This is a genomic window from Curtobacterium sp. PhB128 (assembly GCF_004340725.1).
Classification (GTDB): Bacteria; Actinomycetota; Actinomycetes; order Actinomycetales; family Microbacteriaceae; genus Curtobacterium.
Genome location: NZ_SLUR01000009.1, coordinates 23,874 through 46,554, shown reverse-complemented (window position 1 = coordinate 46,554; position 22,681 = coordinate 23,874). Strand labels below are relative to the sequence as shown.

Here is a 22,681-nt window from a genome sequence, read left to right as displayed (position 1 = left end):
GTGGTGCACACCCGGACTGGAGGCACGGCGTGCGCCCGGCAGTGGGCGCGACCGTCTCAGGTGGTGACGTCCAGGGCCTCGGCGACCAGCGCCTCCAGGACGGTGCGCACCACGGGGCGGACCGCACGGTCGGGGCGGACCAGCGCCTCGATCCGGCGACCCGCACGCACGTCGGCCAGCTCGGCCAGGTGGAACCGGCCGGACGCCCGGGTGCCCGAGGTGTACCGCGGCACGAGCGCGACGCCGTGGCCCGCTGCGACCAGGTTCTCGATGACGGGCAGGTGGATCGTCCGGAAGGCGACGCTCGGCGGGGCGTCCGACGCCGCGGCCATCGCCTGCAGGACCCGGTCGATCGGGTAGCCCTCGGGCACGCCGATCCACGTCTCGCCGACGACCTCGTCGATCCCGACCCGCTCGCGACCGGCGAGCCGGTGCCCCGGCGGCACCGCGACGTCGAGCGGTTCGCGCAGGAGCGGCACGGTCTCCACCGATCCCTGGTCCGCCAGCCGCACCCCGTCCGACCGGTGTCCGACGACGACGTCGTGGTCGGCGGCCAGGGGTGCGAACTCCCCCTCGCTGACGTCCACGTCGACGAGGGTCAGCTCGATACCGGGGTGCGCGCGCATCCTGGTGAGGACCCCGGGCAGCAGCAGTTCGGCCGCCGACGGGAAGATCGCGAGGTCGACGCGGCCCGTCGCGCCACCCAGATGCTCCTGCCACGCGGCGTCGACCCGGGCGATCGCTGTGGCGACGCCGGCGGACAGGCCGGCCAGCACCTCGCCGTCGGCAGTGAGCCGGACGCCGCGTCCGATGCGCTCGACGAGCGGGACGCCCACCTGCCGCTGCAGCGTTTGCAGCTGCTGCGACACCGCGCTGGGCGTGCGGTGCGTGGCCTCGGCGACGGCGGTGACGCTGCCGCGCTCGGCGAGTTCGCGGAGAACGGCGAGCAGCTGCACGTCGAAGTCGACCATGCAGGGAGGCTACAACGTCGGTTGCGAACAATTCGCTGGTCCTACACGTTCGGAGCCGTCACGATCGGAGCATGACCACCCGTGACCGCCTCCTCGCCCTGGTCGTCGCCGTCGTCTGGGGCCTGAACTTCCCCGCGACCGCGCTCGCCCTCGAGCACTTCCCGCCGTTCCTGCTCGCGGCCCTGCGGTTCACGATCCTGGCGATCCCGACGCTGCTGTTCGTGCCGCGGCCGAAGATCCCGTTCGGACGGCTGCTGCTCGTCGGGTTCGGGCTCGGGGTGCTGCAGTTCTCGTTCCTGTACCTGAGCATGGCGTCGGGGATGCCGTCCGGGCTCGCCTCGCTCGTGCTGCAGGCCTCGGCGCCGTTCACCGTGGTGCTCGCCGGGGTGTTCCTGCGCGAACGACTCACCGGGCGACAGGTCATCGGCGTGACGATCGCAGTCGCCGCCCTCGGCCTGATCGCCCTGCACCGCTCGCAGACGGCGGCCCTGCTGCCGGTGGTGCTGGCGCTGTGCGGCGCGCTCGGGTGGGCGATCGGCAACGTCGCGACCCGACGAGCAGGAGCCGCGAACCCGCTGCACCTGACGCTCTGGTGGTCGGTCGTGCCGCCGATCCCGATGGCCGTGCTGTCGCTCGTGGTCGAGGGGCCGGACCGCATCGGCGCCGCACTCGGCACGGCCTTCACCACCGAGGCCCTGCCGGCGGACCTCGGCCTGCTCTACATCGTGCTCGTCGCGACCCTGGTCGGCTACGGGATCTGGTCGCGACTGATGGCGACCTACCCGTCGAGCACGGTCGCCCCGTTCTCGATGCTCGTGCCGGTCGTCGGTGTGCTCGCGTCGTGGGCGGCCTTCGGCGAGGTGCCCGACCTGGTCGAGGTGCTCGCCGGCGCCGTCGTGGTCGGGGCGGTGCTGTGGTCGTCGCGACCGGCGCGCGCGTCGCGACCGGCACGCGCGTCGGGTCCGTCGCACTCGTCGCCTTCCGAGGTCCTGGTGCCGACGCCGATCGACGGGGTCCCGGTGCCGGCGCTCAGCCCCGGTGCTGGCGACGCTCCGCGATGATCCCGGCGAGCGCACCGCGCAGGTGCGGGTACCGGAACTCGTAACCCGCCTGGGTCAACCGGGTCGGCACCACCCACCGGCTCTTGAGCACCAGTTCGGTCTCGGTGCGGATGGCGAAGGAGCCGACCTCGAGCATCCACCGCGGCGTCGGCAGTCCGAACCGGCGGCCCACGGCGTCGCGGATCGTCGCCATCACGGTCCGGTTGTCGGACGGGTTCGGGCTCGACACGTTCACCGGCCCCTCGAGCTCCGGGTGGTCGCGGACGAACCGGATCGTGCCGAGCACGTCGGCGATGTGCACCCAGCTGAACCGCTGTCGGCCGCGGGTCGGTCGGTGGTGGTGGTACGTCCCCGCCCGCAGCCGGGACCGCGTCGGCACCCAGGCGCCGTCGTAATGCGGCCCGCCGAGGCCCGTCTGCGCCAGCCGGATGAGCGGCACGAGTGCGCTGCCGTCGCCGAACACGATCGCCATCCGGAGTGCCACCCGACGGGTCGACGGCAGGTCCGCGCCGAAGAAGGCGTCCTCCCACGCGCGCGCCACCGAGACCGAGAAGCCCTCGCCGAGCTCGCCGGTCAGTTCGTCCTGGGGGCGGTCGTCGGCGTGCCGGTAGATCGTCGCCGTCGAGGCGTTCAGCCACAGCGGTGGCGGCTGCTCGGCGGTGCGGATGGCTTCGGCGAGCTCGAGCGTGGTGTCCACCCGGGAGCGCGTGATCTCGGCGCGGTTCCGGCGGCCGTACCGGCAGTTGACGCTCTTGCCCGCCATGTTCACGACGAGGGCTGCACCGTCGACGAGCTCGCGGATGCGCAGGGTGTTGCCCCACACCGCATCACCGGTCCGGCCGACCGTGACGACCTGGTAGCCCTCTTCGGTGAAGGCGTCCCGCAGGTACTGCCCCACGAACCCGCTCGCTCCCGCGATCACGACGCGGCCCTTCTGGTCGCTCATCTCATCCCCGTCCTGTGTCCGGCGCGATCTCGTACCGGAACGCCCCCTCGTACCGGTACAGCGTGCCGAGCACCGGTGCCGAGAGCACCAGGGACACGCGCTGGAGGTCCGCTTCGTCATCGAATCGTTCTGTGAGCGTCACACGTGGTGACAGGGCGGCCGGGAGGCGCACCTCGCGTCCCAGCGCACGGAACGTCACGCGCGTGGAGACCAGGCGCAGGGCGCCCGCGTCCGGACCGTGCGCGTCGACCTCCGCCCGGAGCCGGGCGCTGACGCGCCCGTGGCGACCGAGGTGGTCGACCAGGCCGTCCGGTTCGGCGGTGATGGCGTCCACCATCGTGCGGCTGCCGGAGCGGAACCGGAAGGTGCGGTGCGCGCGGACCGCGGGGCGGGCCTCCCGTCCGGCACGACCACGACGGACGCGAGCCGGGCGGTTCTCGACCGTGAAGGGGACGTCCCGCTCCCAGACCGGGAACATGACGGAATCCCGGGCGAACCAGGCGAGCAGCGGCCACAGCCACCGGCGCGGTGTGCCGACGACGGCGAACACCCCTTCACCGCGGCCGACGTGACCGGGCGGGATCGCGCCGAAGTACGCCGAGAGCCGCGGGTGCAACCGGGCCAGCACGTCGGATGGTGTGGACAGCTCGTAGGGCGACCGGGTCACGTCCCGATCCTGGCATGTCGTCGGTGCCGATCCCTACGATGTGGCACATGGGTCACGACCACGGAGCAGGGCACTCGCACGGGCACGCGTCCGAGCGCGCACTGCTCATCGCGTTCTGCATCTCGGCGACGATCCTGCTGGCCGAGGTCGTCGGCGCCGTCGTCACGGGCTCCCTCGCGCTGCTGGTCGATGCCGGGCACATGGTCGTCGACACCGGTGGGCTCGGTATCGGACTCGTCGCGACGCGGCTCGCCCGCCGCAGCCCGACGACGCAGCGCACGTGGGGCTTCCAACGTGCCGAGGTGCTCGGCGCCACGGCGCAGGCGGCGATCCTGCTCGCGGTCGGCGTCTTCGTGATCATCTCCGCGATCCAACGGCTGTTCGTGCCTGCCGAGATCCACTCCGGGCCGCTCCTCGTGTTCGGCGTCATCGGACTCGTCGGCAACCTGGTGGCCTACGGCGTGCTGCTGCGGGCCTCCGGCGAGGGCTTCACCTCGCGCGCCGCCCGGCTCGAGGTCCTCAACGACACCCTCGGCTCGGTCGCCGTCATCGCCGCCGCGGTCGTGCTCATGCTGACCGGGTGGGAGCGTGCCGACTCGGTCGCTGCGATCCTCATCGGCCTGCTCATCCTGCCGCGGGCGATCCGGCTGCTGCGCGAGACCGCGAACGTGCTGCTCGAGTCCACGCCGCCGGGGCTCGACCTCGACGACGTGCGGGGCCACATCCTCGAGCTCGAGCACGTCATCGCCGTGCACGACCTGCACGCGACCCTGGTGGCGACGGGGGTCCCGAACCTGACCGCGCACGTGGTGGTGGACGACGAGTGCTTCTCGACGGCGCACGCTCCGCGGATCCTCGACGAGCTGCAGCAGTGCGTGGCGGAGCACTTCGACGTGCCCGTGGAGCACTCGACCTTCCAGCTGGAGCCCGCGTCGCACCGGCGGCACGAGCACGAGGTGCACGCGTAACGGTGCTGGCGGGCGTTGTGCTTGTCGACGCGGAACGACTTCGTCGACGTCGTACGACATCGGCTTCGTCGTTCGTTGCACGCGCGCACTGTTGCCGGTGCCCGGAGACGACATCCTCGACGTCGTACGACATCGAGAGTGTCGTTCGGGGTCGGCGTTCGCCCGCGCCCGCGTCAGCAGTCGTCGGTGCGCGTCGGGTACGCCGTGATGACGCGGTCGGTGGTGGCGGAGACGATGACCTTCACGAACGGGTCCGCATCCGGGCGCGACCCGTCGTCGAACCGCACCGGCGCCGCGTAGCAGACCTTGCCGTCGCCGGCGTCGACCGGGAACCCTGCTCGCGGTGCGACCAGCGCCGTCTGCACGGCCGTGAGCATCGCGTCGTCCCAGTCGCGGGAACCGTGGCCCGCGACGACCTCCTGCCAGTCGGCGGTGTGCCGCTGCCGGATGTGCTCGTAGCCCTGTGCCGACGTGCCGCACTGCAGGGTGACCCGCCCGAGCGCCGCGGTGTCGTACTGGGCGACGGCCGCCTGGGTCGTGGAGTCGCACCGCGCCAGGGTGGTGTCGCCGGGCAGGTCCGGCCCGGTGCGGGTGATCGTGACGGTGCCGTCGCCGGAGGCGGTTGCCGCGTCGGTCGGTGTCCCGGAGCTCGATCCGGCGCCGATGGTCGGGTCGTCCGCGCCTTGCCTCGCCGTCAGGAACAGCCCGCCGGCGAGGAGACCGGCGGCCACCACGGCCGCGATCCCCGTGATCACGGGACGGTTGCGGTTCTGGGGCACGCGCCCAGTATGCCGGGAGTGCGACCATGACGACGGAACCAGGTTCCGGACACGACACCGCGCGATCGCGTGGTGCGGTGTCCGGAACCTGGTTCCGGGATGCGACGGGCGGACGGGAGGCCCGCCCCGCGTCAGGCGCGCGCGGCCAGTCGGGTACCGGCGACGACGGCCAGGACGGCGACGAGCACCACGTACCCGATCAGGACGGGCAGGGTCGGGATCACCAGGAGCGCCGCCCCGACGGCCACGACCGGCACCGTCAGCCCGGCGTACGCGATGAGGAACGTGGCCGCGAGCACCCCGCCCCGACGCTCGGGACCGACCAGGGCTCCGGCACTCGCGATGCTGGCCCGGAAGAGCAGCCCGACCCCGGCGCCCGCCACGACGCCACCGCCGATGAAGCCGGCGACCTGCAGCAGGACCGCGGCGACGGCCAGCACCGCCAGACCGCCGACCAGGAGCACCATGCCGAGTCGGATCTGCGTGCGCTGCGTCAGTCGGGCGAACACGATCTGCGAGACGGCGCTCGCGGCGAACACCCCGAAGGTCGTCGCACCGGCCGCCAGTCGGTCGGTGACGTGGAAGGTGGTGCCGAGGAACGTCGGGGCGACCGAGGTGAAGAGCCCCTGGACCGCGAGGGCCGCGAACGCTGCGGCACCGGCTGCCCAGAACGCGGCGGCCTTGCCCTCCGGCGCCTGCATGCGCTGCGGGCGGTAGGGCACACGGGTCTCGGGGCGGGCGACGGTCTCCGGCACGACGAGGACGAGCACGAAGGCCACGGTCAGCGCGACGACGAACACGACGTACGGCACCATGAGCGGCGCTCCGACGAACTCGGCGAGCGCACCCCCGACGAGGGCGCCGAGCGACAGCCCGCCGAGGTTCACGGCGCCGGCGGCGACGCTCGCGCCCTTGGCCGAGTCGGACGATCCGGTCGCGCGGACCCGGAGCTCACCGAGGTGGGCGGTCGCCGTGGCGGTGAGCGTGCCGACACCCAGGCCGGTCACCAGGCGAGCGACGATCAGGCCGGTGACGTCGTTCCAGACCAGGAACAGCACGGCGGCGACGAGCTCGAGCGCGATCGACACGAGGATGAGCGGCTTCCGCCCGTGCACGTCGCTGAGGTGCCCGGCCAGGTACAGGGACCCGACGACCCCGACGCCGTACGCGGCGAAGATGATCGTGGTGGTGAACGTCGGGAAGCCGTCCCGTGCCTGGTAGATGACGTAGAGCGGTGCGGGGACGGTCGCGAAGGCCATCACCGACAGGAACGCGAAGGCGACGGCCCAGAAGCCGAAGCCGTGGCGCCGACGGGTGTGCGAACGACGACCGCGCGGGGCCGGGACGCGGTCGCTCGCGGGAGCGCTTGGGGTGGCGGGGAGAGCGCCCGTCGGGGTGTCGGTCACGGTTGACATGCTCCGATGATCGCGCGCGCCGAGCATCGAGTCCAACGGATGCTCTTGATGCCGCCCATCGATCGGATCGATGATGGGGAGATGGAGACCCGCCTGCTCGAACAGTTCGTGACCGTCGCCGCCGAGGGCAGCGTGACCCGCGCGGCCGAACGGCTCTGGGCGGCGCAGTCCACGGTGTCGGCCGGGATCGCCTCGCTCGAGCGGACCTTCGGCGTGCGGCTGTTCGACCGCACCGGACGGCACCTCGTGCTCACGACCGCCGGCGAGGACCTGCTCCCCCACGCCCGCGCCGTGCTGGAGTCGCTCGACCGGATGCGCGACCTGGCGACGGTGGACGACGCCGACCTGCGCGGACGGGTGCGGCTCGGGATCTTCACGAGCATGGACATCGTCGACCTGACCGGCGTGCTGCAGCGGTTCCGGCGGCGGCACCCGCTCGTCACCGTGGAGCTCATGACCTCGCCGTCCGGCACGACCGGGCTCGTGCAGGACCTCGTCGCCGGGCGCCTCGACCTCGCGTACACGGGACTGCCGACGGTGCCGGCGGGAGTGGTGGTCGAACCGTTGCGCGAGATGCCGTTCCGGGTCTTCACGGCGTCGGACCACCCGTTGGCGGGGCGCGCCTCGGTGTCGCTCGCCGAGCTCGCGGACGAGCCCTTCGTCGATACCGCGCACGGGTTCGGCAACCGGATCATCCTGGACGGCGCACTCGAGCGGCTCGGGATCCGGCGGCGGATCGTCGCCGAGATGAACGACATGCCCGCGGTGATCCGGTTCGCTTCGGCGGGGCTGGGGGTCGGGGTCGTGCCGGACTCCGGGGTGCGGCACGACGGAGCGGTCCTGGAACTCGAGGACACGGTCGAACCGCTCCGCATCGGCCTGGCGATCCGCACGAGTCCGGAGCCGAACCGTGCCGTCCGGACGCTGGCGCGCGACCTCGTCGCGGCGCGCGTCGTGTGACGCGGCGCCGGTTGGTGGGTCGCACCGACGGACGGGAGGCGCAGGGCGGGTCCGCCGCGCGCCTCCCGGCCGTCAGTCCCCCCAGATCGTCGCGATGAGAGCGGGCAGGAGCCCGTCGGTCGGGACGTTGGTCTGCTCGATGGTGATCCAGGTGTCACCTCGGGCGAAGTACGTGTACGCCTTTTCCACGCCGTAGGGCTCCACGATCCCGCGGGACTGGCAGAACGTCCCGCCGTCGCGCTCGGTGCACGTCCCCCCGCCGTCGTGCGCCGGGAACTCGTCGATCTCCTGCTGGATGGCGGCCTCGGTGGCGGTCCCGACCCGGACCTCGATCCCCGAGACGTCCGCGCGCGGGTCACGCCACGTGCAGGAGACCTTCGACTCGACGCCTGCCGGGTCCTGGCCGTCGGGGACCCGATCGGTTCCCGACGGCGGATCGGCCTGCGTCAACGGAGTGTCCCCGAAGAAGCGGTCGTAGTCCGCTGCCGAGACGAGCGCGCGACAGTCCGTCGGTATCGTCGCCACGTCCACCGGGGCGCTCGGTGTGGACGTCGGGGTCGGTGCACCGGCGATCGGCGCGGAGGACGGGGTCGTCGCGGTGGGCGAGGGCTCGGGCACCTGCGTCTGAGTGGGCGCGGCGACCGGGGTGTCCTGCTGGGAGAGCGTCAGGGCGACGGCTCCGGTCGCGGTGCCCACGGCCAGGAGCGCCACGACACCGATGACGATGCCGGATCGGCCACGACCCCGCCTCGCCCGCGGGGTGGCGCGCTCGAGGACGTTCTGCTTCATCGAGACGAGCATGCGCTGCAGGTCGTCTCCCTCGGGAGGTTCAGTGTTCATCGTGCGTCACCACCTTCTTGAGTCGGCGTCGGCTGCGGGAGACCCGCTGCGTGACCGCTCCGACACTGAGTCCGAGCATCTCGGCGGCCTCGGCGTACGAGTACCCCTCGAGCAGGCAGAGCTCGCAGATGCGGCGGTCGATGGCGGGGAGTGCGGCGATCTCGTCGCGGACCCAGCGCAGGAGGTCACGGGCCTCGTCCTGGTCGGTGGGAGCGGCCAGGTGTTCGGGCAGCTCGTCAGCGCGCCGACGCGCCTGCTTCCGGCCGGCGTTGAAGGCGTGGTTCCGGCAGACGACGAGCAGCCACGGCAGCACGGTGTCCGCCGGGAGCTCGAGCGTCACCGCCCGCTGCCAGAGGGTCAGGAACGAGTCCTGCACGATCTCCTCGACGTCGGACCGGTCGTCGACGAGTGCCCAGGCGTACCGGGTGAGCGTGGCGGCGTAGCGGTCGAACACCCGTGCGAGCGCACCGGTGTCCCCCTGCGCGATCGCACGGACGAGTCCTTCGTCCGTGTCGGTGCCGGTCGTCACGTCCACATCCCACCTCCTTCACCCAGAGGTGTCGGCAGGACGCGCGATCCTGACAGGACCGTGGCGGAAACGTGATCCCGGGCGTGTCCGCACAGCGATGCGCGCGACGGCGCCCGCAGTGGATCAGTGGAAGTCGTCGCCCTCGCCGTCGCCGGGCGTCTTGTGCCCGCCGAGCATGTCGTTGTCGTCCTGGTCGCTGGTCGACGCGAGCTGGAGCATCGCGAGCACGACGACCACCACGATGAACGCGACGCCGAGGAAGATCACGGCCAGCTGCAGTTCCCGCGTCGAGAACAGCACGACGAGCCCGGTGAACACCGCGATGATCGCGGAGATCCCGAGGAGCTCGACCGGGCGCAGACGGTCACGGCGGCTGGGGGTGGTCATGCGTGTGGTGCTCCGTCCGGGGCGACGGCCGGCGTGGCCGTGCCCCACTTGTGCGAGAGGCCGGCGATCACGTGGAAGACCGCCGTGATGGCGAGGTAGGCGCCGAGCAGGCCGACCAGGACGATCGAGGCGTCCAGCGTGCCGGTGGCCTGCTCCACCCCACCGAGCTGCTGCGAGTAGTCCGGCGGGGTGATGAGGAACGCGATCGCGAGCAGCAGGGTGAGTGCGCCGATCGTGGTCCAGTCCCGCGCGAAGGGGGAACGACGACGAGCCCGCAGTCCCTGTGCCAGCTCGAGGGCCCCGGTGAGCACCGCGAAGGCGACGATGACCGAGATGAACGCCGGCAGCCCGAGACCGTTGCCGGCGAACCCGGCGACGGCGGCGAGCAGGGTGATGACGGCCTGCAGCAACGTGGTGCGGCGGGACCGACCGTCGAGCGGGAGCCGCGCGACGCCCGCCCACAGGAGCACGAGTCCCTCGACCAGGGCGAAGCCGGCGAACAGCAGCAGGCCGTAGCCGGCGGCGTGGTTCGTCGAGAAGGTGATGACGAGCGCGACGACCGCGGCGGGCACGGCCCGGAGGATCGGGATCGGCCAGTACCGCGCGCGTTGGGTCGCCTCGTTCACGGTGGTGGCGTCGTCCACGGTGTCGGACACGGGACCTCTTTCAGGCATGCGGATCGTGAGATCGATCCTACCGCCGCGGTGGCAGCCGACCGACCGCCGGGGGTTCCGCAGCACTGAGGATGCTCGAATGCCCGGTGGGGTGGCGCCGCCCGAGCGACGCCACCCCGGTCGCTGGATCAGGACCGCTGCTGGTCGTCCGTCACCACCGACCGCCGTGCACGCCGACGAGCGAGCCACCAGCAGGTCGAACCGGCCGCGACCACCACCGCCGCGAGCGCGGCGAGCAGTCCGAGGTCGTCGACGCCGGTGTAGGCGAGGGCGCCGCGTGCAGCCTGCGGTCCCGCGTCGGCGGCCGGGCCACGGGGATCCCGGTTGCCGTCGCCGTCGCCACCGCTGGGCGCATCGGGCACCGATGCCTCGTCGTCGTCGGGTCCGGGCGCCGGGGACGGGGACGGGCTCGGCGCGGGCCCGTCGTCGTCCTGCTCGACGACGATCGCGACCTCGGTCGACGGGTCGCCGCCGTCCGGGTCCGTCGGGGAAGTCGCCGTGGCCACGTTCACCACGTCGGACCCGTCCCCCTGGTACTCCGGGTCGAGGACGGCACGGAGCCGGAAGTCGTGGGTCTCCCCCACGGCGAGCGCCACCGCCGACCGGCAGGTCACCCGCTGCCCCTCGGCCGTGCAGCCGTCGTCGGACGCGACGAACCGCATCGCCTCGGGCAGGTCGTCCACCGCGCCGACCTGCTGGGCGACCGACGGTCCGCGGTTCCGTGCGGTCACGGTGTACTCCACCTCGTCGCTGGGTTCGACGGTGGACGGCGACACCGTCTTGTCCGTCTCGACGTGGGCGACGACCGGCGGCGTGGTGACGGTCGTGCTCGCCCGCGAGGTGTTGTCGGACTCGTTCGTGTCGGACAACGACGTCGGTGGTGCGATGGTGGCGACGCTCTGGAGCGGCCCCTCGACGCCGTCGGCGATCCGCCCCTCGACCGTCACCACCGCCGAACCACCGCGGGGCAGGTCGAGGTCGGTCGCCACGTCACCCTGCCCGGACGGGGTGGCGCAGCCGGAGCCCTCCGCCGCCTCGCACGTCCAGGAAGCCCCCTCGATCGCGTCCGGGACGTCCACCTGCAGCGGGCTGGGATCGGCGGCGTTCGGTCCGGGGTTGCGCGCCGTGACGGTGTACCGGACGGGTTCCCCGGCGACGGCGGTGGCGGGCAGGTCGTGCTCGACGGACAGGTCGGCGGGCTTCCACACCCTGAGGGCGTCGACCTCGTGGTTGTTCACGTGGCTGCCGGTGGCGCCGGCGAACCCGAGGCGGAGGGTGCTCGGCAGCGGTGCCTGGTCGTCCCCGTGCAGGGGGACCGCGTCGAGCACGGTGCGCATCGTCGAACCGACCTGCAGCCGGACGGTCATCGAGAGCTCGCCGGCGTCCCCCGGCAGCAGGGTGATGCGCACCGTGCGCGGCGTCGACCCGTTCGTCACCGTGCCGCCGGGAGCGGGAGCCCCGGCGACGTACCGGTAGCCCTCGAGCCCGTTGCCGGAGCCGCGGACGACGACGTGGTCCTGCTGGGCTCCCGGTCCGGAGGCGTTGATGCGCGACGAGAAGTTGCCGTAGTGGTCGATCGCGATCCCCGCGAAGCCACCGGGCACCCCCGGCAGGTCGCACAGCCGCCCGCCGCCCTCGGTGGCCTCCTTGCGGCAGGCGTACCCGAGCCCGGCACCGAACGACCCCACGCCCTGTGCCGCTGCACCGTCGGCGAGGTACAGCAGCAGGCCGTCGGCCCCGGGGTCGTCCTTCGCGGTGTGCATCGCGTAGGTGAACTCGATCTCGAGCCCGGTGTCCGAGGGGAACGTGTCGTTCGTCGACCAGGCGCCGGCCTGGTTGCGGATGTCCGCGGTCAGCCGGAGTCGTCCGCCGGAGACCGCGGCGTCACCGTGCAGGGCACCGCCGGACGCACTGGAGAACTGGTTGACGTAGGGGAAGTCGAGCGTCGCCGCACTCGACCCCGTGGGCAGGATCGTCGGTGCCGCGAGCACGGCGAGCGCGGTCAGCGCGGTGCACGCCGCTGCGAGGCGACGGGCCACCCGCGACCGGACCGGACGTGGGACGGATGCTGGAGCAGTGGGTTCTGTCATGCCCCGATCGTCGCGATCCGGGCGTCACCGGACGGCGGGCCGGAACCGATCTGTGGAACGCGGCCACGGGCCTCCTGGCTGTGGAGGAAGAACGGACGGAGCTGGTCCGCTCAGGCCAACCAGACCGTCGTCTCGCCGGGGAGGACACCCGGCAGCACGCCGGCCGCGTCACCGAGCGGCCCGGACGCGACCACGACGTCACCTGACGGCAGCGGCACGGGCGTCGTGCCGAAGTTCGTGACCGACCGCCACCCGTCGTGCCGGGCGAAGGCCACGACGCCGTCGCCGGACTCCAGCCAGGTGAGCTCCTCGCCCCGCTGCAGCCGACGGCGGGCGTCCATCGCTGCCCGGTACAGCGTCAGGGTGGACGCGGGATCCCCGTCCTCCGCCTGAACCGACGACGCTCCGAAGTCCGCCGGCTGCGGCAGCAGCGGCGCGACGTCCCCGAAGCCGAACGACGGTCCGGAGGTCGTCCACGGGATCGGCACACGGCACCCGTCCCGGCCCTTGACGGTGTGTCCGGAGCGGAGCCACTTCGGGTCCTGCAGCTGGTCACGCGGGATCGCGGCGGCTTCGTGCAGGCCGAGTTCCTCGCCCTGGTAGACGTACGACGACCCGGGCAGCGCGAGCATCAGCAGGGTCGCGGCGCGGGCTCGGCGCAGGCCCCGCTCCCGGTCGAGCTCGGGCGTGGTGCCGTCCGTCAGCAGCCAGGCGTCGGTGTCGGTGTCGTCCGGCAGGCCGTACCGGCTGGCGTGCCGCACGACGTCGTGGTTCGACAGCACCCAGGTGCTCGACGCACCGGACTGCTCGGACGCCGCCAGGTTCCGCTCGATGATGCTCCGGAACGCAGCGGATTCGAACGGCGCCTCGAGCAGGTCGAAGTTGAACGCCTGCCCGAGTTCGGTGGGCCGGGCGTACAGGACGCGTCGCGGTGCCGGTGCCCAGGCCTCGGCGACGGCGGCCCGGGGCGGGTCGTACTCGTCGAGCACGGTGCGCCAGGACGCGAAGACCTCGTGCACCTCGTCGCGGTCGTACAGCGGGTCGGAGCCGTCGAGCGGCAGCGCGTGCTCGTTCGATGCGCGGTACGGCGTCGACAGGTCCTTCGCCAGGCCGTGTGCGACGTCGACCCGGAAGCCGTCGACCCCGCGGTCCGACCAGAAGCGCAGCGTGTCCTCGAATTCCGCACGGACCTCAGGGTTGGACCAGTCCAGGTCGGGCTGCTCGGGTGCGAAGAGGTGCAGGTACCACTGACCGTCCGCGACCCTGGTCCAGGCGCTCCCGCCGAAGTTCGACACCCAGTCGCTCGGCGGCAGTTCCCCGGCGGGACCGCTTCCGTCGCGGAACACGTACCGCGCCCGTTCCGGCGAGCCCGGCGCGGATGCGAGCGCCGCCCGGAACCACTCGTGCTCGTCCGAGGTGTGGTTCGGCACGATGTCCACGATCACCCGCAGCTCGTGCTCGTGCGCGGACCGGACCAGGGCGTCCAGGTCCGCCAGCGAGCCGAGTCGTGGATCGACCGCCCGGTAGTCGGCCACGTCGTACCCGCCGTCGGCGAGGGGCGACGGGAAGAACGGCGAGAGCCACAACGCGTCGACGCCGAGTGCCGCCAGGTAGGGCACGCGGCTGGTGATGCCCGCGACGTCGCCCAGGCCGTCGGCGTTCGAGTCCGCGAAGCTGCGTGGGTAGACCTGGTAGACGACGGCGTCGCGCCACCAGTCCGGGTTCGTCGTGCGGGGCGTACTGGCCGGCGTCCGAAGCGTGCTCACGTCGCCACCGTACCCATCGCCACCGTACCCAGCGGTCTGGGAATAGCACGTCGTACGCTCGGATTGGTTGTCGCAGACACCTTTCCGTCCCAGAACAACGTCTCGAACCAGAAGGATCACCATGACGAACGTCCTCGCACTCGTCGGCAGCCTCCGCGCCGACTCCATCAACCGCAAGCTCGCCGAGGCCGCGGCGCACCACGCGCCGGAGGGCATCGAGGTCACCACGTTCGACGGCATCGTCGACCTGCCGTTCTACAACGAGGACATCGACGGCGACACCCCGCCGGCCGCAGCCGTCGCCTTCCGCGACGCGATCGCCGCCGCGGACGCCGTCCTGCTCGTCACCCCCGAGTACAACGGCACGATCCCGGCCGTGCTGAAGAACGCCCTCGACTGGGCATCGCGTCCGTTCGGCGCCTCGCCGCTGTCCGGCAAGCCGCTCGCCGCCATCGGTTCCGCGTTCGGGCAGTACGGCGGCGTGTGGGCCCACGACGACGCCCGCAAGGTCGCCGGCATCGCCGGCGCGAAGGTCCTCGAGGACGTCAAGGTCGCGATCCCGCAGTCGGTCGTCCGCTTCGCGGAGACGCACCCGCGCGAGGACGCCGAGGTCACCTCGCTCGTCCAGGGCGCGCTGAGCGCACTCGCCGACGCCTCGACCGAGCAGGCCGCCGCGTAGCGCGACCGGGTGCGGTCGACCGCACCACAGGACGGACGGGAGGCCCGTGGCGACCCCGCCACGGGCCTCCCGTCCTGCATGCGGGAACGAAGCAGGCACACCCACAGGAAGTCGCTAGACGGCCTCCATACGAGACGGACTAGCCTGTGCCAATGGCAACGCAGGAGATCACCGAGGCGTCCGGGTACTGGTTCCCCGACGACGACGCGACCCAGCGCGGGGTCGCCGTGCTCAACGCCCTGCGTCGCTACCGGGCCGCCGAGACCGCGATGCGCCGCCGCACCCGCGACTCGATGGGCATGGGCGAGACCGACCTGCTCGCCGTGCGCTTCCTGCTGCAGTCGCAGCGCTCGGGCCGCAGCATCAGCCCGAAGGACCTCGCCGCCTACCTGAAGATCTCGTCGGCCTCGACCACGATCCTGATCGACCGCCTGGTGAAGTCGAACCACGTACGCCGCGACCCGCACCCCACCGACCGTCGAGCGCTCGTGATCACCCCGACGACCGAGACCGACGACGAGGTCCGCGCGACCCTCGGCATCATGCACCGCCGGATGATGTCGATCGCCGAGGGACTGCCAGCGGACGAGGCCCGCATCGTCGCGTCGTTCCTCGAGCAGATGCGCGGCGCCGTCGACCAGGTCGACCCGGCCCCCGCGCACTGAGTTCCGCCCCGCGGACGCCCCGGGGGACAGTGCGGTTCCGTGCGCACTGAGAGTGGTCTCGGTCGCACCGCGTAGACCGGAAGGGTCACCGACGCGAAAGGAGCCACCACCATGCACGCTTCGGACAAGATGGCCAAGAACCTCCAGGCGGTCCTCGTGGACCTCATCGACCTGCACCTCCAGGGCAAGCAGGCCCACTGGAACATCCTCGGCACGAACTTCCGCGACCTGCACCTGCAGCTCGACGAGATCGTCGATGCCGCACGCGAGTTCGCCGACGACACGGCAGAGCGCATGCGCGCCCTGTACGCCGTGCCGGACGGACGCTCGAGCACGGTCGCTGCGTCGAGCCACCTCGACCAGTTCCCCGAGGGCGAGATCACCACGCACGACGCGATCGACCAGGTGACGCTCCGCCTCTACCAGGCGACCGGCACCATGCGCGACGTCCACGACGAGGTCGACGACGAGGACCCGACGACCGCGGACCTGCTCCACGGCTTCATCGAGCGCCTCGAGCAGCTCGCGTGGATGGTCTCCGCCGAGAACCGCGCGCCGAGCACGCCGCTGGCCTCCGCCACGACGCCTGCCGTCGCCGACGCGTCGGCGCACGCCTAGGGGACCGAGTGGACCTCGGCATCCAGGGCAAGACCGCGCTCGTCTTCGGTGCCGACTCCGGCATCGGCTGGAACACGGCTCGCATCCTCCTGGCGGAGGGTGCGACCGTGGTCGTGAGTGACCTCGACCAGGCGCAGCTCGACAACAGCGCCGACCAGCTCGAGGCGCCGCTCGGCAAGCTGCACGCGTTCGCGGCCGACGTCACGAGCGCGGCGAGCCTGGCGGACCTGCACGGCAAGGTGCGGGACGCCGTCGGCGCGATCGACATCCTCGTGCAGTCCTCGGGCGTCACCGGCGCCCAGGGCCTGTTCCACGAGATCGACGAGCAGGGTTGGGCCGACACCATCGACGTCGACCTGATGGGTCCTGTCCGCATCACGCGCGAGTTCATCGGCGACCTGCGGCAGGGCGGTTGGGGCCGGATCGTGTACCTCGTGTCCGAGGACGCCTCGCAGCCCTACGACGACGAACTGCCCTACTGCGCCGCGAAGGCCGGGGTCCTGTCGTTCGCGAAGGGCCTGTCGCGCACCTACGCGCAGGAGGGCGTCCTCGTGAACACCGTCAGCCCCGCGTTCATCCACACGCCCATGACGGACGCGATGATGAACAAGCGGGCGAAGGAGACGAACCAGAGCTTCGACGACGCGATCACGAGTTTCCTCGACGAGGAACGTCCCTATATGGAGCTGAAGCGCCGCGGTGAGCCGGAAGAGGTCGCGAACGTCATCGCGTTCCTCTGCTCCGACCTCGCGAGCTTCGTCAACGGCTCCAACTACCGGGTCGACTCCGGCTCGGTCGCCACGATCTGACGCCGGGAGGCACCGTGACCGACTACCGATACCTCATCATCGGCGGCGGGATGGTCGCCGACGCCGCCGCCCGCGGTGTCCGCGAGCTCGACGCCGACGGCACGATCGGCATCCTCAGCGAGGACGTCGACCGGCCGTACGCCCGCCCGGCCCTGTCGAAGAAGCTGTGGACCGACCCGGACTTCAGCTGGGACGAGAAGGTCGACCTGCACACCGAGGAGACCGGGGCGTCGTTCGTCCTCGGCACCGCGGTGACGGGGATCGACCGTGCTGCGAAGACCGTGACCACGGCCGACGGCCAGACGCACGGCTACGAGCGGCTGCTCATCGCGACCGGCGGCAAGCCCCGCGGGTTGCCGGGCCTGGAGCCCTCGGACCGCGTGCTCGACTACCGCAGCGCCGACGACTACCGGAAGCTCCGCGAGCTCGCCGACGCCGGGGCGCACGTGGTCGTCGTCGGCGGCGGCTACATCGGCCAGGAGATCACCGCGGGGGTCGTGCAGAACGGTGCCCGCGTCACCCTGGTCGACCCCGACGACATCGTGGGCGGCCGGATGTTCCCGGACGACCTCGCGCGTGCGTTCCAACAGCGCTTCGTCGACGCCGGCGTGGACCTCCGACTCGGACGCCGGGTCGAGTCCGGCACGCAGACGGCCGACGGGGTCACGCTCACGCTCGACGACGGCTCCGTGCTCGAGGCGGACGCCGTGGTCGCCGGACTCGGCATCGAGCCCGCCACCCAGCTCGCCGCCGACGCCGGTCTCACCGTGCGCGACGGCATCGTGGTCTCGTCGACGCTGCTCACCGACGACGACTCGGTCTTCGCCGCCGGGGACGTCGCCGAGTACCCGGACCGGATCCTCGGGACCCGTCGGGTCGAACACGTCGACAACGCCCAGCAGCAGGGACGGCAGGCCGGCCGGAACCTCGCCGACGCCGACGAGACCTACGACCACACGCCGATGTTCTACTCCGACGTCTTCGACATGGGGTACGAAGCGGTGGGGCAGGTCTCCACGAAGCTCCGCACCGTCGAGGACTGGCAGGACCCGACCGTCACCGGTGTCGTCTACTACCTGGACGACGACGACACGGTGCGCGGCGTGCTGCTCTGGAACGTGTGGGACAAGACCGACGAGGCCCGCAAGGTGCTCGCCGAGGCGAACTCCCTGACGTCGGACATGCTGCCGGGCCGCATCACGGCCTGACCGGCGCACGGGTCGCCCTGGACGCGACCGACGGGAGGCCCGGTGCCGGTTCCGAGAACCGGCTCCGGGCCTCCTGTCCGTCGCGTGCAGTGCCCGGTGTCAGCGGTTCGGGTCGGCCTCGGGTGTGACGGCGTCGACGACCGCCTTGCGGTCGGCCGGGTCGACCGGCAGGTCGTCCCCGTCGGCCATCGCGACCGCGTGGGCGGACTTCGCCGCCTCGAGCGTCTCGTCGTCGTTCTTCGCCATGCCGACCAGTTCGACGAAGCGCGACTTCACGAGCATCCACGCTTCACTCGGACTCAGACGCGACAGGTCGGACGCCGTCGAGTCGTCGCGCACCCGCTGCAGCGAACCGACCCCGCGGTCCGGCAGCCGGTGGTCGACGTGTGCGACCGCAAGCCGCGCGACCGCGTCGGCCTGGGCGTGCATCACGGAGTGTGCGCCGTCGACGACCTCGCGCAGCACCGCGTAGGGGAACACCCGCGCGAGCCGTCGGATCCAGTCCCGCGGGACCATCGCGTCGTGCTCGCCGCGGACGATGAGGGTGCGCGCCTGCACGTGGGCCGCACGCTCCTCGATCGGGAAGGCGATCATCCGGGGCAGCACCTTCGAGAACCAGTGCCATCCGCACAGCACGTACGCCGTGATGCCGTGCCACCGGACCGCCGAGGGTTCGTGCAGGGTCGACCGCAGGAACCGGAACGCGGACTGGCGGACCGTGCGCGCGTGCGAGTCGACGACCGGGCTGATGAGCACGAGGTCCGAGATCTCCGGGTGACGCGCCGCGACCTCGGTCACGACCTGGGTGCCCATCGAGTGGCCGACCAGGACCGGGTCGACCAGGCCGAGGTCGTCGATGACCTTCTCGACGGCGTCGGCGTACCGCTCGATCGAGACCTTCCCGCGGAACCGGGGAACGCCCGCGAAGCCGGGCAGGTCGAGGGCGTGCACCGGGCCGTTCTCGTTGAGGTGCGGGGCGAGCCGCTCGTAGTAGGTGGCCGCGATGCCGAGGCCGGCGACGAGCAGGAAGGCGCGCTCCCCCGGCTCGCCGATCGAACTCACGCGGACGTACGTGCCGTCGACCGCGACCCGGTCCACCTCGACAGTGACGTCGGCGTTCTCGGCCTCCGCGAGTTCGCCGGCCGGGTCCGGGGTGGCTGCCGTGCGCTCGTCGTTCACGTGGGTCTCCTCGGGTCGGGCGAGCGCCCACGATACCCGCGGACCCCGACGCTGCGTGCGCTCCCGCCCGGTCAGCCGCTGAAGGTGTTCGCGGGGAACCCGTGCACCCGCGTCGGCACCGCCAGGATCGCCCCCGAGGACGGGTGCTGCTCGAGTTGCTCCTCGGTGAGGTTCTCCCGTGCCGAGGCGACGAACAGCGTCGACATGTCGGGGCCACCGAAGGCCACCGACGTCACGTTCGGGGTGGGCAGCTCCACGGTCTCGAGGTGCGACCCGTCGGGGCCGTACCGCTCCACCCGGCCGCCGCCGTAGATCGCACTCCAGGAGCAGCCCTCGTCGTCGCGGACCAGACCGTCGTGGGCGTGGCCGACGACGAACGGTTCGAGCTCGCCGAGTTCGCCGTGCGGGCCGTACGACCCGCGGTAGATCGTCGACACACTCGTGTCGGTGACGTACATCACGGTGCCGTCGTCCGACCACTCGAAGCCGTTGGTCACGCCGAAGCCGCCGCGGAGCAGTCGCGTCGCACCGTCCGCCTCGACCGAGTACAGCGCACCGTCCGGCTCGCCCGTCGTCAGGTTCATGCTGCCGACCAGGAACCGGCCGAACGGGTCGCACTTGCCCTCGTTGAACCGGAGCCCGGCCGTGGCGTGCTCGACGCGGGTGAGTTCACGCTCGACCACCCCGTGCTCGTCCGTCACGACGACGGTGTCCCCGAGCGCTGCGATGAAGCCGCCAGAGGCCCGCGGCTGGAAGCTCGCGAGCGGCGGCGGGAGCGGGACCGTCGACACCACGGTGCCGTCGGACTGCGCGGTGACGAGGGTGCCGAGGGTGATGTCGGTCCAACGGAGCAGCTGCGCCGACGGGTCCCACACGATGCTCTCGGCGAGGACCGCCCGGGCGTCGGAGAAGACGGTCACGGGCCCGGTCGTCGCGCTGGTGTTCATCGGACCGGTCTACCGGCGCCGGCTCCGTGCTCCCTCAGCCGGGCGCGCTGCCCACCAGTTCACGCGCTGGGCGACACCTCACGGGACCGCGGGCGCGTGGAGTGTCGCCTGGCACGAAAGTCCGCAGGCCCCGCTTCGATCAGAGGCGGGCGTACCTCGCGCGGAAGAAGCTGTAGACGCCGAAGGCGAGGAACCCGATGCCGATCGCGACCAGGACGAACACGCCACCGGGCATCGAGCGCACCGCGTCGAACGCCGCGTCGAGGCCCGTCGCCTGCTCCGGGTCGCTCCGCAGTCCGGCCACACCGATGAGCACACCGACGATGACCACGGCGATGCCCTTGCCGACGTACCCGACGACCCCGAGCACCGTGACCACCCGGTCGAGCGTCCCGGACGGTCGGGTGATCTGCTTCCGGAACGTCCGCCGGCACCCGATCACCACGAGCCCGATGCCGACCGCGACCGCGATCGCGCCGGCGAGGAGCAGCACGAACACCCCGCCGGGCGTCGCGAGGGTCTTCGCCGCGGCACTCTGCGACGAGCTGCTGGAACTCGACCCGGCGCCGAGGGCGTACGACGCCGACGAGTACGCGATGATGCCGTAGACCACGGCCTTCGCGACGTCCTTCGCCCGGGCGAGCCACCCACGCGTGCTGTCCGACCGGCCGCCGACGACGGCCTCGACGATCAGCCGCACGGTGAGTGCTGCCGTGCCGATCGCGATCAGCCAGAGCAGGAAGACCCCGCCCGGCACGGCAGCGATCTGCTGCAGTGCTCCGGACTGGTCCGTCTCACCGCCGGAGGACGCGTTGCCGATGCCGAGCAGGATCGCGAGGTACCCGATCAGCAGGTGGACGATGCCGCTGCCGACGAAGCCGGCGCGAGCGGTCAGCTCGAACCAGCGGCTGTCCGCCGCTCGTCGGACCTGTCGTCCGGTCTCCCGTGCTGCGTGCTCTGCTGTGTCGCTCATCCGGTCAAGCGTGCCCGACGCGGGCCGGTCTGTCCGGGCCGCGCCGGGCAGTGGACGCGGACCGACGTCGGACGGGCGGCGCGGGGGCGGGCTGCACCCGCGCCTCCCGTCAGTCGCCCTTCACGTTGACGACCTGCCGCAGCGTGTGCCGGACCGACACGAGGTCCGACGCGTCCGCCATGACCTGGTCGATCGGCTTGTACGCGCCCGGGATCTCGTCGAGGAACGCATCGGTGTCGCGGTACTCGATGCCGACCATCGCCTCCCGCAGCTGGTCGTGGGTGAAGGTCCGCCGTGCCGCGCTCCGCGAGAACAGCCGGCCGGCTCCGTGCGGCGACGACTCGAGCGACGGCTTGTTGCCGAGGCCCTCGACGACGTACGACGCCGTGCCCATGGACCCGGGGATCAGGCCGGCCTGACCTGCCGTCGCCTGGATCGCGCCCTTGCGGGACACCCACACGGACTTCCCCCAGTGCGTCTCGCGCTGCGTGAAGTTGTGGTGGCAGTTGATCCGCTCCTGCTCGTCGACGGGGGTACCGACGACCTCGGACAGCTGCCGCACGACGCGGTCCATCATCTCCTCGCGGTTGAGCAGGGCGAAGTGCTGTGCCCACCGCAGCTCGGCGATGTACCGGTCGAACTCCGGCGTGCCCTCGACCAGGTAGGCGAGGTCGGGGTCCGCCAGCTGGATCCACCAGCGCTCCATCAGCCGCTTGGCGACCGTGATGTGCCGCTGCGCGATCTTGTTGCCGACGCCCCGCGATCCGGAGTGCAGGAAGAGCCAGACCCGGTCCTGCTCGTCGAGGGAGACCTCGATGAAGTGGTTCCCGGAGCCGAGCGTGCCGAGCTGGTTGCGCCAGCCGCCGTGCGCCTGTGCGGGGTCGAACCCGGCGGCGTCGGCCATCGCCTCGAGCTCGGCGATCCGCGGCTCGGCGGTCGCGACGATCTTGCGGTTCGACGCACCCGCCGACAGCGGGATCGCGCGCTCGATCTGCTCGCGCAGCTCCTGCAGGTCGTCGGGCAGGTCGGCCTCGGTGAACTGGGTCCGGACCGCGATCATGCCGCAGCCGATGTCGACGCCGACGGCCGCCGGCATGACCGCGCCGAGGGTCGGGATGACGGAACCGACGGTGGCGCCGAGGCCGAGGTGGGCGTCCGGCATCAGGGCCAGGTGCGGGAACACGAACGGCATGCGTGCGGTCGTGCGGGCCTGCTGCTCGGTGTTGTCCTCGAGCATCGAGGCCCAACTCAGCAGCCGGTCGTTGATCTTCTTCATTGCTTCGTCTCGCTTTCAGGACGGTCGTCTGGACGGTCGTCTGGACGGTCTTCGATGACGGTCCGGGACGGTGTCCGGCCTGCGCTCCGGGCGACGTCGAGCGCGACGTGGCGAGGATGAGCAGGACGACGAACGCCCCGGGCCGGGTGGGCACGGGGCGTCGTGGGACGTTCCGTGCCTACGCGGGATAGCGGAGGGACCACTGCTGCTGCGGTTCGGGCAGCACGGCGGTCGCGTCGAGCTGGAGCTCGACGCGTTCCTCGTTGTGCTGCAC

Annotated in this window: 23 protein-coding genes; 8 read left to right on the top strand and 15 right to left on the bottom strand. The window is 72.0% G+C overall.

Features of this window, described 5'->3' with window-relative positions; translation table 11 throughout:
- Positions 1-56 precede the first annotated feature (56 nt).
- Positions 57-971 (bottom strand): LysR family transcriptional regulator, encoded by a 915-nt coding sequence (locus tag EDF23_RS15095; protein WP_131881940.1) that lies wholly within the window; start codon positions 969-971, stop codon positions 57-59.
- Positions 972-1,042: 71 nt separating this feature from the next.
- Here EDF23_RS15095 and EDF23_RS15090 point away from each other — a divergent pair, with 71 nt between their 5' ends.
- Positions 1,043-2,032 (top strand): EamA family transporter, encoded by a 990-nt coding sequence (locus EDF23_RS15090; protein WP_131881938.1) that lies wholly within the window; start codon positions 1,043-1,045, stop codon positions 2,030-2,032.
- Here EDF23_RS15090 and EDF23_RS15085 read toward each other — a convergent pair.
- Both EDF23_RS15085 and EDF23_RS15080 read right to left on the bottom strand, forming a co-directional pair.
- Entirely contained in the window at positions 2,001-2,978 is a 978-nt protein-coding gene (locus EDF23_RS15085; protein WP_131922119.1) for a DUF1731 domain-containing protein, read from the bottom strand. The two genes, EDF23_RS15090 and EDF23_RS15085, sit on opposite strands and share 32 nt — an antisense overlap.
- A gap of 1 nt (position 2,979) precedes the next feature.
- Positions 2,980-3,645, bottom strand: a complete 666-nt coding sequence (locus tag EDF23_RS15080) for a DUF4166 domain-containing protein (RefSeq protein WP_131922118.1) — start codon at positions 3,643-3,645, stop codon at positions 2,980-2,982.
- Between the two features lie 47 nt (positions 3,646-3,692).
- On the opposite strand from EDF23_RS15080, the gene EDF23_RS15075 reads away from it, so the two are divergent.
- The gene (locus EDF23_RS15075) at positions 3,693-4,613 is read left to right on the top strand and encodes a cation diffusion facilitator family transporter (RefSeq protein ID WP_131922117.1); all 921 of its coding nucleotides are present in this window, start codon (positions 3,693-3,695) and stop codon (positions 4,611-4,613) included.
- Positions 4,614-4,786: 173 nt separating this feature from the next.
- On the opposite strand, the gene EDF23_RS15070 is transcribed toward EDF23_RS15075, so the two are convergent.
- Both EDF23_RS15070 and EDF23_RS15065 read right to left on the bottom strand, forming a co-directional pair.
- A complete protein-coding gene (locus EDF23_RS15070; protein ID WP_131922116.1) occupies positions 4,787-5,392 on the bottom strand; it encodes a hypothetical protein in 606 nt (201 codons plus the stop codon).
- Positions 5,393-5,523: 131 nt separating this feature from the next.
- Positions 5,524-6,807 (bottom strand): MFS transporter, encoded by a 1,284-nt coding sequence (locus EDF23_RS15065; RefSeq protein ID WP_131881930.1) that lies wholly within the window; start codon positions 6,805-6,807, stop codon positions 5,524-5,526.
- A gap of 48 nt (positions 6,808-6,855) precedes the next feature.
- Here EDF23_RS15065 and EDF23_RS15060 point away from each other — a divergent pair, with 48 nt between their 5' ends.
- A complete protein-coding gene (locus tag EDF23_RS15060) occupies positions 6,856-7,767 on the top strand; it encodes a LysR family transcriptional regulator (protein WP_165901143.1) in 912 nt (303 codons plus the stop codon).
- 72 nt (positions 7,768-7,839) lie between these two features.
- On the opposite strand, the gene EDF23_RS15055 is transcribed toward EDF23_RS15060, so the two are convergent.
- From EDF23_RS15055 to EDF23_RS15030, 6 genes are all read right to left on the bottom strand, one after another.
- The gene (locus EDF23_RS15055; RefSeq protein WP_131922114.1) at positions 7,840-8,607 is read right to left on the bottom strand and encodes a hypothetical protein; all 768 of its coding nucleotides are present in this window, start codon (positions 8,605-8,607) and stop codon (positions 7,840-7,842) included.
- On the bottom strand, positions 8,597-9,136 hold the full coding sequence (locus EDF23_RS15050) for a sigma-70 family RNA polymerase sigma factor (protein WP_131922113.1): 540 nt from the start codon (positions 9,134-9,136) through the stop codon (positions 8,597-8,599). The genes EDF23_RS15055 and EDF23_RS15050 overlap by 11 nt, the downstream gene beginning before the upstream one ends.
- A 123-nt stretch (positions 9,137-9,259) precedes the next feature.
- The gene (locus EDF23_RS15045) at positions 9,260-9,523 is read right to left on the bottom strand and encodes a hypothetical protein (RefSeq protein ID WP_111086912.1); all 264 of its coding nucleotides are present in this window, start codon (positions 9,521-9,523) and stop codon (positions 9,260-9,262) included.
- Positions 9,520-10,179, bottom strand: coding sequence for a DUF308 domain-containing protein (locus EDF23_RS15040; RefSeq protein WP_131922112.1), 660 nt, complete (start codon positions 10,177-10,179; stop codon positions 9,520-9,522). Before EDF23_RS15040 ends, EDF23_RS15045 begins: the two co-directional genes overlap by 4 nt.
- A gap of 146 nt (positions 10,180-10,325) precedes the next feature.
- Complete coding sequence (locus EDF23_RS15035) at positions 10,326-12,287, bottom strand: DUF11 domain-containing protein (protein ID WP_131922111.1); 1,962 nt, start codon at positions 12,285-12,287, stop codon at positions 10,326-10,328.
- Positions 12,288-12,397: 110 nt separating this feature from the next.
- Positions 12,398-14,053, bottom strand: coding sequence for a glycoside hydrolase family 13 protein (locus EDF23_RS15030; RefSeq protein ID WP_243648942.1), 1,656 nt, complete (start codon positions 14,051-14,053; stop codon positions 12,398-12,400).
- A gap of 121 nt (positions 14,054-14,174) precedes the next feature.
- Between EDF23_RS15030 and EDF23_RS15025 the strand changes: the two genes are divergently transcribed.
- The 5 genes from EDF23_RS15025 to EDF23_RS15005 all read left to right on the top strand — a co-directional run bounded on the left by EDF23_RS15025 (position 14,175) and on the right by EDF23_RS15005 (position 18,032).
- A complete protein-coding gene (locus tag EDF23_RS15025) occupies positions 14,175-14,732 on the top strand; it encodes an NAD(P)H-dependent oxidoreductase (RefSeq protein ID WP_131881915.1) in 558 nt (185 codons plus the stop codon).
- Between the two features lie 152 nt (positions 14,733-14,884).
- Positions 14,885-15,397: a MarR family transcriptional regulator gene (locus EDF23_RS15020; protein ID WP_123339939.1), complete on the top strand. Its 513-nt coding sequence runs from the start codon at positions 14,885-14,887 to the stop codon at positions 15,395-15,397.
- Positions 15,398-15,508: 111 nt separating this feature from the next.
- A complete protein-coding gene (locus EDF23_RS15015; protein WP_123293434.1) occupies positions 15,509-16,015 on the top strand; it encodes a DNA starvation/stationary phase protection protein in 507 nt (168 codons plus the stop codon).
- An 8-nt stretch (positions 16,016-16,023) separates the two neighbouring features.
- Complete coding sequence (locus EDF23_RS15010) at positions 16,024-16,824, top strand: SDR family oxidoreductase (protein WP_111086919.1); 801 nt, start codon at positions 16,024-16,026, stop codon at positions 16,822-16,824.
- Positions 16,825-16,838: 14 nt separating this feature from the next.
- Positions 16,839-18,032 carry an FAD-dependent oxidoreductase gene (locus EDF23_RS15005; RefSeq protein ID WP_131922109.1) on the top strand — a complete coding sequence of 398 codons (1,194 nt, stop codon included), beginning with the start codon at positions 16,839-16,841 and terminating at the stop codon, positions 18,030-18,032.
- Positions 18,033-18,131: 99 nt separating this feature from the next.
- Here EDF23_RS15005 and EDF23_RS15000 read toward each other — a convergent pair whose 3' ends face one another.
- The 4 genes from EDF23_RS15000 to EDF23_RS14985 all read right to left on the bottom strand — a co-directional run bounded on the left by EDF23_RS15000 (position 18,132) and on the right by EDF23_RS14985 (position 22,407).
- Complete coding sequence (locus EDF23_RS15000) at positions 18,132-19,211, bottom strand: alpha/beta fold hydrolase (protein WP_165901142.1); 1,080 nt, start codon at positions 19,209-19,211, stop codon at positions 18,132-18,134.
- Between the two features lie 71 nt (positions 19,212-19,282).
- Positions 19,283-20,158 carry an SMP-30/gluconolactonase/LRE family protein gene (locus EDF23_RS14995; protein WP_131922107.1) on the bottom strand — a complete coding sequence of 292 codons (876 nt, stop codon included), beginning with the start codon at positions 20,156-20,158 and terminating at the stop codon, positions 19,283-19,285.
- 139 nt (positions 20,159-20,297) lie between these two features.
- Complete coding sequence (locus EDF23_RS14990; RefSeq protein WP_123293429.1) at positions 20,298-21,131, bottom strand: DUF1206 domain-containing protein; 834 nt, start codon at positions 21,129-21,131, stop codon at positions 20,298-20,300.
- A 109-nt stretch (positions 21,132-21,240) separates the two neighbouring features.
- Positions 21,241-22,407 carry an RtcB family protein gene (locus EDF23_RS14985; protein WP_131922106.1) on the bottom strand — a complete coding sequence of 389 codons (1,167 nt, stop codon included), beginning with the start codon at positions 22,405-22,407 and terminating at the stop codon, positions 21,241-21,243.
- Positions 22,408-22,681: the final 274 nt, after the last annotated feature.

What these genes read in the sequence shown, in the direction of transcription:
- EDF23_RS15015 (WP_123293434.1), top strand. Translation starts at nt 15,509, where the DNA reads ATGCACGCTTCGGACAAGATGGCCAAGAACCTCCAGGCGGTCCTCGTG.
- EDF23_RS15045 (WP_111086912.1), bottom strand. Translation starts at nt 9,523, where the DNA reads ATGACCACCCCCAGCCGCCGTGACCGTCTGCGCCCGGTCGAGCTCCTC.
- EDF23_RS15085 (WP_131922119.1), bottom strand. Translation starts at nt 2,978, where the DNA reads ATGAGCGACCAGAAGGGCCGCGTCGTGATCGCGGGAGCGAGCGGGTTC.
- EDF23_RS15075 (WP_131922117.1), top strand. Translation starts at nt 3,693, where the DNA reads ATGGGTCACGACCACGGAGCAGGGCACTCGCACGGGCACGCGTCCGAG.
- EDF23_RS15060 (WP_165901143.1), top strand. Translation starts at nt 6,856, where the DNA reads ATGCCGCCCATCGATCGGATCGATGATGGGGAGATGGAGACCCGCCTG.
- EDF23_RS14990 (WP_123293429.1), bottom strand. Translation starts at nt 21,131, where the DNA reads ATGAGCGACACAGCAGAGCACGCAGCACGGGAGACCGGACGACAGGTC.
- EDF23_RS15020 (WP_123339939.1), top strand. Translation starts at nt 14,885, where the DNA reads ATGGCAACGCAGGAGATCACCGAGGCGTCCGGGTACTGGTTCCCCGAC.
- EDF23_RS15025 (WP_131881915.1), top strand. Translation starts at nt 14,175, where the DNA reads ATGACGAACGTCCTCGCACTCGTCGGCAGCCTCCGCGCCGACTCCATC.
- EDF23_RS15055 (WP_131922114.1), bottom strand. Translation starts at nt 8,607, where the DNA reads ATGAACACTGAACCTCCCGAGGGAGACGACCTGCAGCGCATGCTCGTC.
- EDF23_RS15095 (WP_131881940.1), bottom strand. Translation starts at nt 971, where the DNA reads ATGGTCGACTTCGACGTGCAGCTGCTCGCCGTTCTCCGCGAACTCGCC.
- EDF23_RS15090 (WP_131881938.1), top strand. Translation starts at nt 1,043, where the DNA reads ATGACCACCCGTGACCGCCTCCTCGCCCTGGTCGTCGCCGTCGTCTGG.
- EDF23_RS15065 (WP_131881930.1), bottom strand. Translation starts at nt 6,807, where the DNA reads ATGTCAACCGTGACCGACACCCCGACGGGCGCTCTCCCCGCCACCCCA.
- EDF23_RS15035 (WP_131922111.1), bottom strand. Translation starts at nt 12,287, where the DNA reads ATGACAGAACCCACTGCTCCAGCATCCGTCCCACGTCCGGTCCGGTCG.
- EDF23_RS14985 (WP_131922106.1), bottom strand. Translation starts at nt 22,407, where the DNA reads ATGAAGAAGATCAACGACCGGCTGCTGAGTTGGGCCTCGATGCTCGAG.
- EDF23_RS14995 (WP_131922107.1), bottom strand. Translation starts at nt 20,158, where the DNA reads ATGAACACCAGCGCGACGACCGGGCCCGTGACCGTCTTCTCCGACGCC.